Raw genomic sequence first — 13,037 nt, 5'->3', positions numbered from 1 at the left:
AACCAAACCCCTTTAGAGCAAAACTTTATTAGCTTTTTAATCTTCGGAATTGCTTACATTAAATAGTATGGTAAGCAAACTTGAGTTATTCAGACTCTCCAATCAGAGTAAAAGCTGCCCATTCAGCAGGATTGGGATGTTTTTTCTTCGTCATCAGCATCGCTTGCCGCAAAGCAGTAGCTTTGTCAGGATTTTTGCGGAAATTTTCATAAAATTCTGTCATTAATTCAGCAGTGGGTGCATCTGGTATCGACCACAGAGAAACTATCACACTAGGAACCCCTGCGGCAATTATGGAGCGAGATAACCCAATTACCCCATCACCTGTTAGCCTCCCCTGCCCAGTATCGCAAGCACTTAATACGACTAATTCGGCACTTAAGGTAGAACCTTGTGGTTGTGCATACAAATTTAGGATATCTTCTGCTGTCAACAAACCGTTATCCTTTCCTTCAGGAGCAAAGACGATAGAACTTCCCAATCCCTGAATATCATCCAATAAGCCATGAGTTGCTAAATGAATGATTTTAGCTAGTGGTAGTTTTTGCAACACTGCTTTTTTTGTAGCTTGATTACCAATCAAAGCTTGAGTTTTCCAGAAGGAAGCAATTGCAAGAGCTTCTTTCTGTGAACCAGGAAGCGCACTTAACTGCTTAAGTGGTTCTCCAGGTTTTTTTGAAACTTTGGGCATTGTAGGATTACCAACTACCAAGATATCTTTAGCTAAACCTGGAACTTTTTGTCGGAGCTTATGAGTAGAATCTAATACTTGAATTGAGGGAGCGGTGAGGATAGTGTGTTTATCGATTAAATATTCTCCTGATGGGTCTTGTAATGCTGGGAAGGGTACGAGAAATAAAGCGTTTTGGGGAATGAAGATGACGCGGGCTGTTTCTTCTTTTGGCAGTAAGTCTGCAATTGGTTGGATCAGTAGCTGATAAAGTTCTTGTAATTGGGTGTTTTTAGCATTTGCTCTAGGGCTGTTTGTCACCTTTTCGACAACATCTATTATTGGACGTTCTATTGCTGGTTTTTCTGCCTCCCAAGAGGGTAAGCGGATAGTAGTTTTGCCGTTTTTAACATCTACAGAAACTACTTGCCAAGCTTCCCAGTCTGGAGCATCATCATTGAGTTTAACGCGATCGCCAGGGGCAAAGATGATTTTATTACCACGACTGGCAAGATTCATACCTTTAAAAATTGACTGACGAGCCTGGGCGACTTTATCTATTAAGGAGATGTTTTGTTGCTGCAACAGGAGTTTGAGGTCAGCTTTGCGGAAAGTAACTTCACCAGTGGCTTTCACGACCCATATATATAGCTGAGTTTCATTAATTGAATATTCAACAAGTGTGGCATTTTGTTGTTTTGCTACTTGCTTAATTTGCTCAATATTTGGTGATTTTATATTAATTTTATTGTTCAGGTTAGGTGATATTTTCGAGGTTAATAATTCTATAAAGGCTCTTGCCCTACCACCTTCTGCAATTTCCAACGCCAGGTCATTTTTATTTTGAGTAATCAAAACTTGTTGTAATCTTCGATATGTCTTAATTTGCGTTTCAAAAATTGATATTTTCTGCTCATCAGTTAATCCTGTTCGCAGATATTCTAAAAACTTGATGGCATTAAATAGAGCTTTTTCAGCATTAGTATATTGGCCCAAAGCGTTGTAGGTTGTTCCAATATTATAAAGAGTTTGTCCTTCTCCTGCTTTATCGTTGATTTCTTGACGAAGAGTTACTGCTTGCCAAAATAGCTCCAATGCTTTAGAGTATTGTCCTTGGTTGTAATAAACTACCCCTATATAGTTAAGAATTGTTGCTTGCTCTACCTTTTCTTTAGTGCGTGTGTAGGCGGCTAAAGCTTGTTGATAAAACTCCAACGCTTTGGCGTACTGTTTAGAAGCGCTATACATTACCCCCAAATTTGTGTAATCTATTTCTGGATTTTGGAGTGTTATTTTATCCACAAGGCCCGGGTTACCATTTTTTCTTACTTCGACTAGATATCGTTGATCAGACTCTAATCGTTTAGTCAAATAGTCGGCAAATCCCTCAATTTTATTGGAATTTTCTCTTTTACCAGGTTCTTCAACTTCTCTAGCAATTGCTAAAGCATACTGAAACAAAATATTTTCTTTAGAGGAGTTTTTATCTTTGCTAATATTTGCTATCATCTCAGTAAATTCCGAAAGTTTTGAATCTTGACCCAGATTTTGGTAAACTGTAGCAATCTGTCCACGAGTCAATAATTCTGCAACCTTACGCTGTTTTTCATAACTGATGTATTTGACAATCTCTAAAGCTTGTTTATAGTAATCTAAAGCTTTACCATACTGTCCCAATTGGTTGTAAACTTCTCCAATATTGTCAAGAGTTGTCCATTGCCCATACTTATCGTTAGTTTGTTGGCGAATTACTAAGGCTTGTTGATAAAACTTTAAAGCGTTGGTATACTCATACTTGTTTTTATAAAGTTCTGCAATATTGTTGAGAGTTGTTCCCTCGTCTGCCTTGTTAGGAGTTATGTAAAAATAAATTGAACAATTAACTGACTACTTTGGGTTTGATAATATAGTTCCACTCACCATGAAAAGAATTTCGTTCGATTGCGATAGTATCAAGCTCTTGGTCTGTAACCTTGATTCCCGTTTTGTAGAGATTTGGATCTAATCTAGCTTCAACTTCTAATCCTTGTGTGGTGGTAGTATTGCGAATTAGATTAATCACAACTTGCAAGCTAGTTAATGGTCTGCCTCGCCAGTTTTGGGTAATGTGACAAAACAAGCGATGCTCAATCTTATTCCATTTACTTGTGCCTGGAGGAAAATGACACACATGAATAGTTTTACCAGTATCAGTTGCTAATTCTTGTAACTTCAATTTCCACAATCGTGAGCGATAACTATTGCTACCACCGCAATCAGCCGTAATCATTATATGCTCACTGCTGGGATAAACTTGTTTACCCATTGAGTACCACCAATGACGAATAGACTCGACTGCAAACTCTGCGGTATCGTGGTCAATGCCAACATTTACCCATCCTTGATTTGAGGTTAAGTCATAAATTCCGTAGGGAATTGCCTTGCCCAACTTGGGGTCAACAAAATCATGCATTTTCACCTCAATTGGCTGTTCCTTTTCACACCACTCGGTTCCAGAATTTTTAAAATCTCCAATTAATTCTTTTTTTTTGTATCAACTGAAATTACGGGTTCGTTCTGGGATTGAAAGTGCAAGACTTGGTTGGAAATATGTAAAAACTGATCATCTCTATCTGGATGAGATGAGCCATCACGGGTTTTACGATTTGATTGTAAGCTGTAGCCAAGCGATTCAAGTAAGTTATAAACACTTTTAGGACTAGTCCTATGTCCCCCAATGTTTAATGCCGCAGCCAGTTTCACAACACTTTTAGAAGTCCATTTTAGAGGAGATTCTGGGTCTCCCAGTGTCACTGGTTCAATCAGCGATTCTAAATCTGATAGCAGCATTGCGTCTTTTTCTTCAAGTAGTTTACGTCCAGCACCTGACGAACGAATTCGATTACTATCATCATTCGAGGTTTTTTCCCCCGAAGCGTCTAACAATAACCGTATCCCAGCATGGATTGTAGTCCGGGATAGTCCAGTTGCGAGCGCAACCTGACTCACGCCTCCCCAGCCCAGGCTTCGGGCTTCAATTGCTGCCCAAATACGCCGTGTTTTCTCATTCAAATAAGGCGATAACGAATCGTACTTGTCTTGAATGCTTTCTACTACCTGCTTATCAGACATATAAGCCTTTAATTCGGTTACATTCTGATCATCTTACCATTCAGCAAATTGTTCAAGTTATTTTTACATGATGCCTTAGCAACTTCTTTATGAATAGCTAAAGCTTGCTGATAATAATCTAAGGCTTTGGGATATTCTTGTTGGTTGTAGTAAACTAAGCCAATATCATTAAGAGTTATACCTTGTCCGCGACGATCACCTATATCTACGCGAACAGCTAAAGCTTGTTGATAATACTCTAAAGCTTGAGGGTAGTTTTTCATTTTACGGTATACTACCCCGATATTGTTGAGAGTTGTTCCCTCGTCTGCCTTGTTGCTAGCTTCTTTATGAATAGCTAAAGCTTGCTGATAATAATTTAAGGCTTTAGTATAATCTTTTTGTTTATCAGAAACTAAATCAATTTGCTTAACGTAAACTAAACCAATATTATCAAGTGTTGTCCCTTCATCTATCTTGTTGCTAACTTCTTTATGAATAGCTAAAGCTTGCTGATAATAATTTAAGGCTTTGGGATATTCTTGTTGGTTGTAGTAAACTAAGCCAATATCATTAAGAGTTATACCTTGTCCGCGACGATCACCTATATCTATGCGAACAGCTAAAGCTTGTTGATAATACTCTAAAGCTTGAGGGTAGTTTTTCATTTTACGGTATACTACCCCGATATTGTTGAGAGTTGTTCCCTCGTCTGCCTTGTTGCTAACTTCTTTATGAATAGCTAAAGCTTGCTGATAAAACTCCAGTGCTTTGGTATATTGTTTTTGGTTATCGTAGACTAAGCCAATATCATTAAGAGTTATGCCTTGCCCACGGCGATTGCCGACATCTATGCGAACAGCTAAAGCTTGTTGATAATACTCTAAAGCTTGAGGGTAGTTTTTCATTTCACGGTATACTACCCCAATATTGTGGAGAGTTCTCGCTTCGAGTTGGCGTTCTTTTATAAGTCTGACAATAGTTAAAACTGCTTGAAATGTCCCTAAAGCTTCTTGAAACTGATTTTTATTTAACTGGTATTCGCCTAATTGCAATAGATGCACCAGCCCTTCTGTGCCAGGTTGCGTGGTTTGCGTCTCTGCTTTCGGAGGTACTTGCACAATTTCCCCTGTCCTTGATTGAGCAGCACCGACGGTGTATGTCAATGAAAACACTAAAGTTACAACGGTGAAAAATTTGAGACGGTAGAACATTGGCAATTCCTCTAGATGGGTACAAGTAGATTAACGCTTCAATCTGCGTTATCACTAGACATCAGACAATTTAGACAAATAATGCAAGCATTAGTACTTAACAAAAAATTTACTTTAATAGCTATGTCATACATCGAGATTCAAGAAAATTCCTTAAGTATTAATATTGTTAAATATTGTTGATTTTTGATTCCTATTTAAGAACTATTTAGCCAGATGTTGGATATCTTTGTATATTACATGATGAACTGCGAAATGTAGATTTTAACCAAGTTTTTTTATTCTGGCTTAGGCGATCGCTCCACTGTCTGCTACCATTAGCCAACGTATCCCTCTATCCACATCTCTCAAATCAAATTCTTATAGGGACGCAAGCGCAAGTAAACTTACCCCGCCCTCAGCTTGTAGCCCTACATCACGATTAGCACATTCGCCAGTACTACAATCTGTCGTACTAACAGTTGCTCACTAGCCAAGCCATACCGCATCTGGTGAATTGTTTGGCGCAATCCTGTGCGGGCGTTAATCATCCCTGCAATAAATATTTTTTCTCTATGAAATTCAAAAGTTCTCCCTCAAACGCTGTCAAATACGGCCGCTTCACCTCCCCCAGATGCTTCAGAACAGCACGCGCAGCTTCTTCTAAGCTCTCGTTTTTCCGTAGCCTACGAATGCGATCGCAAATCTGTCGCATCTGCTCACACTCGGCAGGCAGGTAATTGAAAGACTTCAGGTGCTGCAACCCAACTGTATACTCGCCATCCCAGGTTTTGACGGTGCAGCTAAATTCTCCAACATGATTGACAATGCCCCAGCAGCCAGCCTTACCCCTGAGTTCAGGGTTGTCTTTTGCAAGGATTTGACAGACTTCGCCGATTTGGTAGGTATTGGGTACTTGGGTTCGCTCCATGATGCGCTGCACCACATCTTTGACAATGCGATGAGATGGTACTTTCCCGTTGGCAGACTCTACAGCTTGCTCCCATGCTTCGGGCTGAATGTCCGGGTCAAGCTTGGACAGTGGTCTAACTTGCCACTCATTCGTCGGCAAAATGTGATCGGAACGATCACATTTTTGCTCTAAGTTATCAAATATTACTGCTGCATCCATTAGAAGATAAGACTGGCGACGACTATGGCCAAAGCGATCGCGGCAGTATTCCTCAAACGTGCGGTGACTTGAACGGTAAAGGCGACGATCGCGCAATTCTGCCAGTGCCTTACCTGCCTCAAAAAACGCTCTTTCCACACGGCGCTCTAGATGCAGGCGATCGCGCTGTTCTTCCTCTGTCAACTCTGGAATTTCGATAGCAGTAACCGTAATAGTTGCTGTAGCTAGATTTTCCTCAACAGAGATATCCTCGTTTGCAGAGTTAACAGGTGGTTTTGAATCACTCTTTGCGGCAGAGGTCGCTTTGTTGGTTCTAGAAGGTGGTTTAGGCATTATTTCACCTCTAGCTGAACAGTGCTGGAACGAATATCGAATTGTGCCATGATAGGGGTGTAACTATATTGATATTTATTCCCCAAACCTTTTACTGAGGTTGGGGTTTTTCGTAAGTTTGTTTAGATATATTTGCATCTGTTGCACCTGTGATCGCTTAGTTGTTTTTCAACTTTGGGACTGCGATGCCTGGAAACTCCCTTGAAGGCGTGGAAATTCCATAGGTGTAATATTAAGCAAATAAAATTGTGGAGGCCGCCCCTTTCAGAGGGCGATTAATTCTCATAGCGCTCAGTAAGGTTGATTATGTATCGGTTAGATGTTTCCCTTCTGATAGCTTGATTTTATGAAAAGTAGGCATTGTTATCTACAACCACTGTCTCATTAGCTTTTACATTTCAGCTTTAATCTAGCCCAGAAACCTAATGATCATGCCTGCATATTAATTGCTTCACCTACAATTGCGTTCACGCGGCATTGTCACCTCCAAACTCTTTCACCTTTGTGCTTTTCCACTCAATCAGGACTTTGCCATCTAAAGCAGCAAGTATATCCATAAAAGTTTCCAGCGTTGGGTTTCCTTGATCAGATATTGCTTTAGCAAGCATATTTCTCCGATTGACAGGGGTTGCAGACTCATCCCCTTTGCGGCGACGAATCTCACAATAGCGACGGGTTAATGTTGCTAAATCTATGCCTAGTTCCTCCATCCGCTCCCTAATCAGGGACATATCCATACTTATACCTCTGCGACTTCTATATAAGTCTACAAAGGCATAAGACAATTTGCTAACGCCAGACATAGTGATAACCTCCTTTCCTAATCACTCTATACTTTTAAAAGAAAAATAGCAAGCTTTTAAAAACAATTTTTATGCTTTTAAAAGCTTGACAAAATGCTTTTAAAAGCATAATATGGGGTTAGTTAGCAAGGAAAACCATGCTTACAACAAAAGGCGATGCCCTTAGCCTGAGAAACTTTGGAGGCAATCACCTTTTGTAAAACACCTACTCTATAGATGTAGTAACACTTATCATGACACACCCAATCTACACTCAACAACAACTGCAACGAAAAACTCTCAATCAACTTAAAACTATTTATGCCCAACTTGATACTAAAACTGAAGTCTCAGACAAACGCTGCAAAGAATCCTGGGTAAACGCAATTATCACCGACCAATCCACTAAGCTTCAAAAGGTTGACAACCAAGCCCTCGCCCAAGCCGAACTCGACAACTACATCGCTGACCAAGCCCAAGCTGTTGCTCCCGAACCCCTCAGAATAGTCGAAATCTCGTTTGACCATCACGAATATTACACTGATGACAAACTGATAGCCAGCATCAGCCATGACGACAACCATTTAACGCAACGCTGGGTAGTCATGGTCAACGATAAAGAATTATTTCGTGCCAACACTCTAATGCGTTGCGATCGCTTCATCTGCACTCATTATAAAGATGGAACACTGCCAGTGCAGGAGCAACAAGCAACACCCCCCACGACCGAAAACCAAATCATGGCGCATATCTTCAACGAGTGCCAAAATTACGGGTTTGAAATTCTCGATGATGGCATTTACAACAACAAAGGCGTGAAACTGGGGCAAGTCGGATGCACTGACGGGAACTGGTGGGTGAAAAGGCGTTATTCAGTCCAGCAGCAGTATTCTAACTCGGTGCTTGATGCTGTGCGCTCATTGTCGATGGTGGATGTGTCTTGTGATAGTAAATCCATCTTTGATGAATATTTTTTAGGGCAACCGTTAGAACAGCTAACTGGCGATAGATTGCAACGGCTGCTGGAGAGTGCAGAGTTAGTCACGGCGTAGTCTTGGGCTTCGCTTGGGAAAAGGTTAAAGGGTAAGGGGGAAAGGTAAATTTCTTCATTCCCTTCCCCTTTGCCCTTTCCCTAATTATTTATTCACCAATCCTCAATTAAATCAATGCAACCAATAATCTCAATCCCCCAACACTGGGGCTACCCTCGTTTTACTTTGGAACAGCGTACAGAACAAGGCACGATTCTCGGACTTTACTACTACCCATCGGGTACAGAGTTGGCTGAACAATTTGATGATGGTTGGCGTTATGCTCTGATGCCTAACAAGAATTCTGATGAAATATCGTACTTGAAAGAGGATCAAATCCAACCGCTCACGCCAGAAGAATTATTCCAGCAAATTACCGCAGAGATTGACTTTTATCAACAGCAAATAGCAATTCTTCAGCAACAGTTAGCTGTAGTAACTGGAGGAGCAGCGAATGTCTAAGACGGCTGACAACAACTTTGACCGTAGAGCCAATCATTTGCTGCGTGTGCTTCAGTTTTGCGGTGGTTGTGTGCCATTACATCAGTTGCAATTCCAATTCTCAGATTCAGTTATTCAAACTCTACTCGATAAGGAACTGGTGCAAGTGCAGAACACGGGACGCGGTTTTTTGTTGGAGATTGCCGAAGATTTTTAGGTTATTGACCTTATTGAAATTAAAATCAACGAGGAAAAAGCATGATTGACTACGTTAGCGCTCTGAAAACCAGTTGGTATATCTCCCCACCTTGGGGCAAAACACTTCCACCCGTTGAGGTCAATTTATTAGAAAGAGTTTACTTAAAAACCACGAGAACATTTGGTTATTGTTCTGGTGTGCAATGGAAACATGAATGCTGGCTTTATACGGTCATCTGTGGTGATGAAATTGTCCACGCTACAGAATATCAAATTATTGGGACTGGGCAATTACAAACCCTCACCGTGGAAAAACCTGCTTTCGTTTTAGGGCAGAGAATAATCCTGTCCTCTTATGGAGATGACACAAAACAACGATTAATTCTAGGGGTTGTACTTGTGGATAAGTTTTGGTTTTACCTTGTCGAATTGGTATCACCAACATTGATCGAAACCCCGACTATACTCAATCGCTTCTCGCTGGTTGGTGAGAAAAGTTTGGTGCAGGTGAATGCCTGAATTAATTAACTATTTTGTTCAATAACCAGGAAATGAATTATGTTGACGCACTCATGGCGTAACTCAGAAATTCAGCAAATGCCCCAAGACGGGGAAATAGGTAAATACAGTATCCCAAAGGGCTACGTGAATGCAACCCAGATGGCTAAAGCTAATAAGAAATTATTGGCTGATTACGTTAGGCTTAAGTCTACAACCGAGTATTTGCAAGCTCTCAGCCACGATATGGGAATCCCCATATCGTCACTTGTAATCGACATATCTGGACGCGCTAACTCCCAAGGTACTTGGGTTCATCCAGAGATTGCCATTGATTTAGCTCGGTGGGTATCTGTAGAGTTCCGCATCTGGGCCAACAGAACCTTAATGAAAGTAATGCTGACAACCCAAGTAGAGCCAATACAACAGCAAGAATCACCACATAAATTGCTCCCATCCCATGAAGCTGCACAGTTAGCCCTGCTGGTGGGTGAATTTGCCGGATTAGAGAAATCCCTTACCGCGCAGTTAGCTGTTAACGCTGCCATTAGAGTCAACCCCGCACTCAAGCCAGCAGCCGATGAACTCAAGACTGCGATCGCAATTACCAATGTCAGCGATGACGCATATCTCAAGCCTACAGATATTGGCGAGAAAGTTGGAATGAGTGCGGTAGCTGTAAACAACTGGTTAGTCCATGCTGGCTTACAGTACAGAACTGATGACAAGAAAATCCCATATCGCCCAACTGACTCAGGTAAACAATGGGGGCGAATGGTTGCAGCGATCGCTAAAGGTTCAAACCAGACTGTGTTTCAACTGCGGTGGTTGCCAAAGGTGACGCAATTGTTTAACGAGTCTAATTAAGGTGAAACAGTGGAAGAACAAATTGACGAAATCGGTAAACAAATCAGTCTTGCCTACAAATTTTACCAAGGATACGGCTACTTTCTCTCATCAACTGTAGCCGAATGGTTAGATGTTGAGTCTCTAAATTGGCAGCACCAAACAATTTTGGATCTGTGTGCAGTCGATTTAATTAGCGATGCTGTCCACAACTTGGGAAATGAGCAAGGGAGACGATACCTTTCATACTTCATGCTGCATGGAACTTACTCAGGCAGACAAACAGTTTTTGATGGTGGCGTGAATACATCTTCGCTTGAAACCATCTTAGTTGTGATTAACCTACACAAAACAATCGCACCCCAATTCATTCCAGATTTTGAGGTAGATAAATGACACGATTCCACGATCCAAGAGCAAGTGCGATCGCTAAACAGATAGACACTATTAACGCAACCGGTTGGCAGTCAGCGTGTGACCTTGCCCGACAAAACCACGCAGTAGAAGGTGGACTCTCACCAGTAGAGACAGTATTGCGTTTCGATATGTTTCTGGCTAAGTCAAAAGACACAGCCGATAAAAGGCAGTCAATTTGGGCAGAACAAGTAAGCCAGGGTATTAGCGGAATCGAATGGTACACCGTCGAATATGGTGGTGTCACTGTAGAGCTTCCAAGGCTGTGCGAGGAACTGACGCTTGTGCCGGGGGATAAGGAAATTTTGATGCAGTCCAAGCCCGTGGCTCTCGACTTCCTGGCGCACTGGAACATCGCCTTCAAGCTGTGGCACTACAACCGCGAAGCTGAATCACGCTGGAATCAAAGTTGGTTCTGTCAGTTTTACGCCGAGTACTTGCATGGGGAATGGCTGGAACTCTGGGCTGAAGATGAGGTTTCTACTGTTCTCCTGCAAGACGGAACTTATAACGAAGTTCCTACATTCGCCATCAACGCTTGCTGCTACTGGGGTAATCCGCTAGCAATCCATCGCACCACTGCATACTCTGATTCTAGCTCAAGCTGGTTTCAGTGGAATAATTTTACACCTTGGAGATAAAAGCGATCGCTATTAAACAAGTAGCAATCGCCACGTTAAACACTTTTTCATATTTGGCATAACCAACATGAGAGTTATTGTTAGAGTCACCGAAAAGATTATTAGTGAAGCTCACATTAATATCCCCGATGGGCTTTCAGAATTAGGCATTAAACAGCATATTGTAGACCGCTATAACACTGGCGAGATGCTGACTGAGATGAACATTTTTCAAGTGGATTTTGAATCAATCAGCGCTCAAGTTGTCAAACAAGTTGGAGAGAATTTATGACTGTTGCACAACTCCTGACACCACAATCACATACAAGTGCATCTATAGAAACTGTTGGTAGACATCCACTGAACTTTTACGAGTCTCCGTCCTGGTTTACTACAGAACTACTGCGTCACGTTAGGTTATCCGGTGCTATTGGTGAGCCGTGTGTGGGGCATGGAGCGATCGCATCTTTACTCCGAGTATGGCCAGACACCCAAAGAATCTGGACTAACGATGTTGACCCCAACAAAGAAGCAGATTATCACTATGACGCAACACTATCCGAGTCCTGGGCTAAATTCCCCGATTGCGATTGGATTTGTACTAATCCACCATATTCGGATTTTGCTGCACCAATTATCAAGAATGCCTTCCAAAAAGCGCGTATTGGTGTAGCTGCATTCCTTCTAACCAGCTTTCTTGAACCCTGTGATGACCGGGCTGATTTCTTACAGCAGCATCCGCCCTCACTTGTACTGATTTTGCCACGCTTCTGCTTTCGTAAGGATAAACGGGGTACTCGCTGGGCTACCGATAACGTTACCATCTCCTGCTTTGTGTGGGACAAACGCGCTACTGGTCAACAAATTATTGTACGTCCCAAGTCTGCGATCGCTGGATTTTACAAGAACCCTGAGCAGGCGAAATCGCCCGAACAGGCTTTTGAGATTGTACAGGCAATAGCCAAAGGAGAATTATGCAACAACTAACTTTATTTCCCGAATTTGCTTCTACTGTACCAGTCAATTACTATCCAAATTTTCTTTTTAAAGAAGAAGCCGATGAACTATATCAACATTGCCAAGAACTGCAATGGCAGCAAAACCAAATCAGGATGTTGGGTAAAACGATGCCTGTTCCCCGCTTGGAATGCATTTATGGGGACGAGGGCTGTGATTACCTCTACTCCAAGAGCGTACTACTTAAACCACTGCCTTGGACTTCATCGCTAGCCCAACTGCGAGATAAGATTACTGCTGCTACTGACTACAGCTTCCGTATTGTCATCGGCAATCAGTACAGAAGTGGCTCTGATAGCATCGGGTGGCACAACGATAGTGAAGCATCAATGGGATTTAACCCAGCAATCGCATCCATCAGTTTGGGTTCGATGCGGAAGTTTCAGATTAAGCCTATCGGGAGTAAGTCTACTGATTTTTGGCTGGAACACGGGAGTTTACTGGTGATGCACCCAGGTTGCCAATCAACACATCTGCATCAAGTTCCCAAAACTAACAAAGTCGTTAGCTCGCGTTTTAATCTGACATTTCGCCCACACATTGGGGGCAAGAGATAACGGCATTAGTAAGTCTATTGTCCAACAGTGCCAGCAATCGCAAACGCCTGTATTTGTTAAACAGTTGGGGGCGAATGCGGGACTTCCAGGGGCAACGATTTAAAACCCGCGATAAAAAGGGTGGCGAAATTGAAGAATTTCCCGAACAACTCAAAGTCAGACAATTTCCGTTGGATGCGTGAATAAAGCAAAACCCCCGCTTGTGGAGTGCGGGG

15 protein-coding genes are annotated in these 13,037 nt (G+C 42.0%); 10 read left to right on the top strand and 5 right to left on the bottom strand.

Features of this window, described 5'->3' with window-relative positions; all coding sequences use genetic code 11:
• Positions 1 to 85 precede the first annotated feature (85 nt).
• The 5 genes from NPUN_RS34555 to NPUN_RS34535 all read right to left on the bottom strand — a co-directional run bounded on the left by NPUN_RS34555 (position 86) and on the right by NPUN_RS34535 (position 7,221).
• Positions 86 to 2,530, bottom strand: a complete 2,445-nt coding sequence (locus NPUN_RS34555; protein ID WP_234711194.1) for a CHAT domain-containing protein — start codon at positions 2,528 to 2,530, stop codon at positions 86 to 88.
• Positions 2,531 to 2,549: 19 nt separating this feature from the next.
• Positions 2,550 to 3,781 (bottom strand): ISAzo13-like element ISNpu10 family transposase gene (locus NPUN_RS34550; protein WP_086000586.1). Its coding sequence is split into 2 segments (ribosomal slippage): positions 2,550 to 3,202 and positions 3,202 to 3,781, totalling 1,233 coding nucleotides; the frame shifts between segments, so codons are not numbered across the junction.
• Between the two features lie 17 nt (positions 3,782 to 3,798).
• A complete protein-coding gene (locus NPUN_RS34545) occupies positions 3,799 to 4,974 on the bottom strand; it encodes a tetratricopeptide repeat protein (RefSeq protein ID WP_052304734.1) in 1,176 nt (391 codons plus the stop codon).
• 526 nt (positions 4,975 to 5,500) lie between these two features.
• A complete protein-coding gene (locus NPUN_RS34540) occupies positions 5,501 to 6,418 on the bottom strand; it encodes a hypothetical protein (protein ID WP_012413047.1) in 918 nt (305 codons plus the stop codon).
• Positions 6,419 to 6,885: 467 nt separating this feature from the next.
• Positions 6,886 to 7,221 (bottom strand): hypothetical protein, encoded by a 336-nt coding sequence (locus tag NPUN_RS34535; RefSeq protein ID WP_012413046.1) that lies wholly within the window; start codon positions 7,219 to 7,221, stop codon positions 6,886 to 6,888.
• A gap of 233 nt (positions 7,222 to 7,454) precedes the next feature.
• Between NPUN_RS34535 and NPUN_RS34530 the strand changes: the two genes are divergently transcribed.
• From NPUN_RS34530 to NPUN_RS34485, 10 genes are all read left to right on the top strand, one after another.
• On the top strand, positions 7,455 to 8,252 hold the full coding sequence (locus NPUN_RS34530; protein ID WP_012413045.1) for a hypothetical protein: 798 nt from the start codon (positions 7,455 to 7,457) through the stop codon (positions 8,250 to 8,252).
• A gap of 114 nt (positions 8,253 to 8,366) precedes the next feature.
• A complete protein-coding gene (locus NPUN_RS34525; RefSeq protein WP_012413044.1) occupies positions 8,367 to 8,693 on the top strand; it encodes a hypothetical protein in 327 nt (108 codons plus the stop codon).
• Positions 8,686 to 8,889 carry a hypothetical protein gene (locus tag NPUN_RS34520; RefSeq protein ID WP_041566582.1) on the top strand — a complete coding sequence of 68 codons (204 nt, stop codon included), beginning with the start codon at positions 8,686 to 8,688 and terminating at the stop codon, positions 8,887 to 8,889. The genes NPUN_RS34525 and NPUN_RS34520 overlap by 8 nt, the downstream gene beginning before the upstream one ends.
• 41 nt (positions 8,890 to 8,930) lie before the next feature.
• The gene (locus NPUN_RS34515; protein WP_012413043.1) at positions 8,931 to 9,389 is read left to right on the top strand and encodes a DUF1392 domain-containing protein; all 459 of its coding nucleotides are present in this window, start codon (positions 8,931 to 8,933) and stop codon (positions 9,387 to 9,389) included.
• 39 nt (positions 9,390 to 9,428) lie between these two features.
• Entirely contained in the window at positions 9,429 to 10,235 is an 807-nt protein-coding gene (locus NPUN_RS38050; RefSeq protein ID WP_012413042.1) for a KilA-N domain-containing protein, read from the top strand.
• 9 nt (positions 10,236 to 10,244) lie between these two features.
• Positions 10,245 to 10,610: a hypothetical protein gene (locus tag NPUN_RS34505; protein ID WP_012413041.1), complete on the top strand. Its 366-nt coding sequence runs from the start codon at positions 10,245 to 10,247 to the stop codon at positions 10,608 to 10,610.
• Positions 10,607 to 11,269 carry a hypothetical protein gene (locus NPUN_RS34500; RefSeq protein ID WP_012413040.1) on the top strand — a complete coding sequence of 221 codons (663 nt, stop codon included), beginning with the start codon at positions 10,607 to 10,609 and terminating at the stop codon, positions 11,267 to 11,269. Before NPUN_RS34505 ends, NPUN_RS34500 begins: the two co-directional genes overlap by 4 nt.
• Positions 11,270 to 11,336: 67 nt before the next feature.
• Positions 11,337 to 11,540, top strand: coding sequence for a hypothetical protein (locus tag NPUN_RS34495; protein WP_012413039.1), 204 nt, complete (start codon positions 11,337 to 11,339; stop codon positions 11,538 to 11,540).
• Positions 11,537 to 12,235 carry a hypothetical protein gene (locus tag NPUN_RS34490; protein WP_012413038.1) on the top strand — a complete coding sequence of 233 codons (699 nt, stop codon included), beginning with the start codon at positions 11,537 to 11,539 and terminating at the stop codon, positions 12,233 to 12,235. The genes NPUN_RS34495 and NPUN_RS34490 overlap by 4 nt, the downstream gene beginning before the upstream one ends.
• Positions 12,223 to 12,822 (top strand): alpha-ketoglutarate-dependent dioxygenase AlkB family protein, encoded by a 600-nt coding sequence (locus tag NPUN_RS34485; protein ID WP_012413037.1) that lies wholly within the window; start codon positions 12,223 to 12,225, stop codon positions 12,820 to 12,822. Before NPUN_RS34490 ends, NPUN_RS34485 begins: the two co-directional genes overlap by 13 nt.
• Positions 12,823 to 13,037: the final 215 nt, after the last annotated feature.

This window comes from Nostoc punctiforme PCC 73102 (assembly GCF_000020025.1).
Taxonomy (GTDB): domain Bacteria; phylum Cyanobacteriota; class Cyanobacteriia; order Cyanobacteriales; family Nostocaceae; genus Nostoc; species Nostoc punctiforme.
This window is presented reverse-complemented; position numbering and strand designations above follow the sequence as displayed.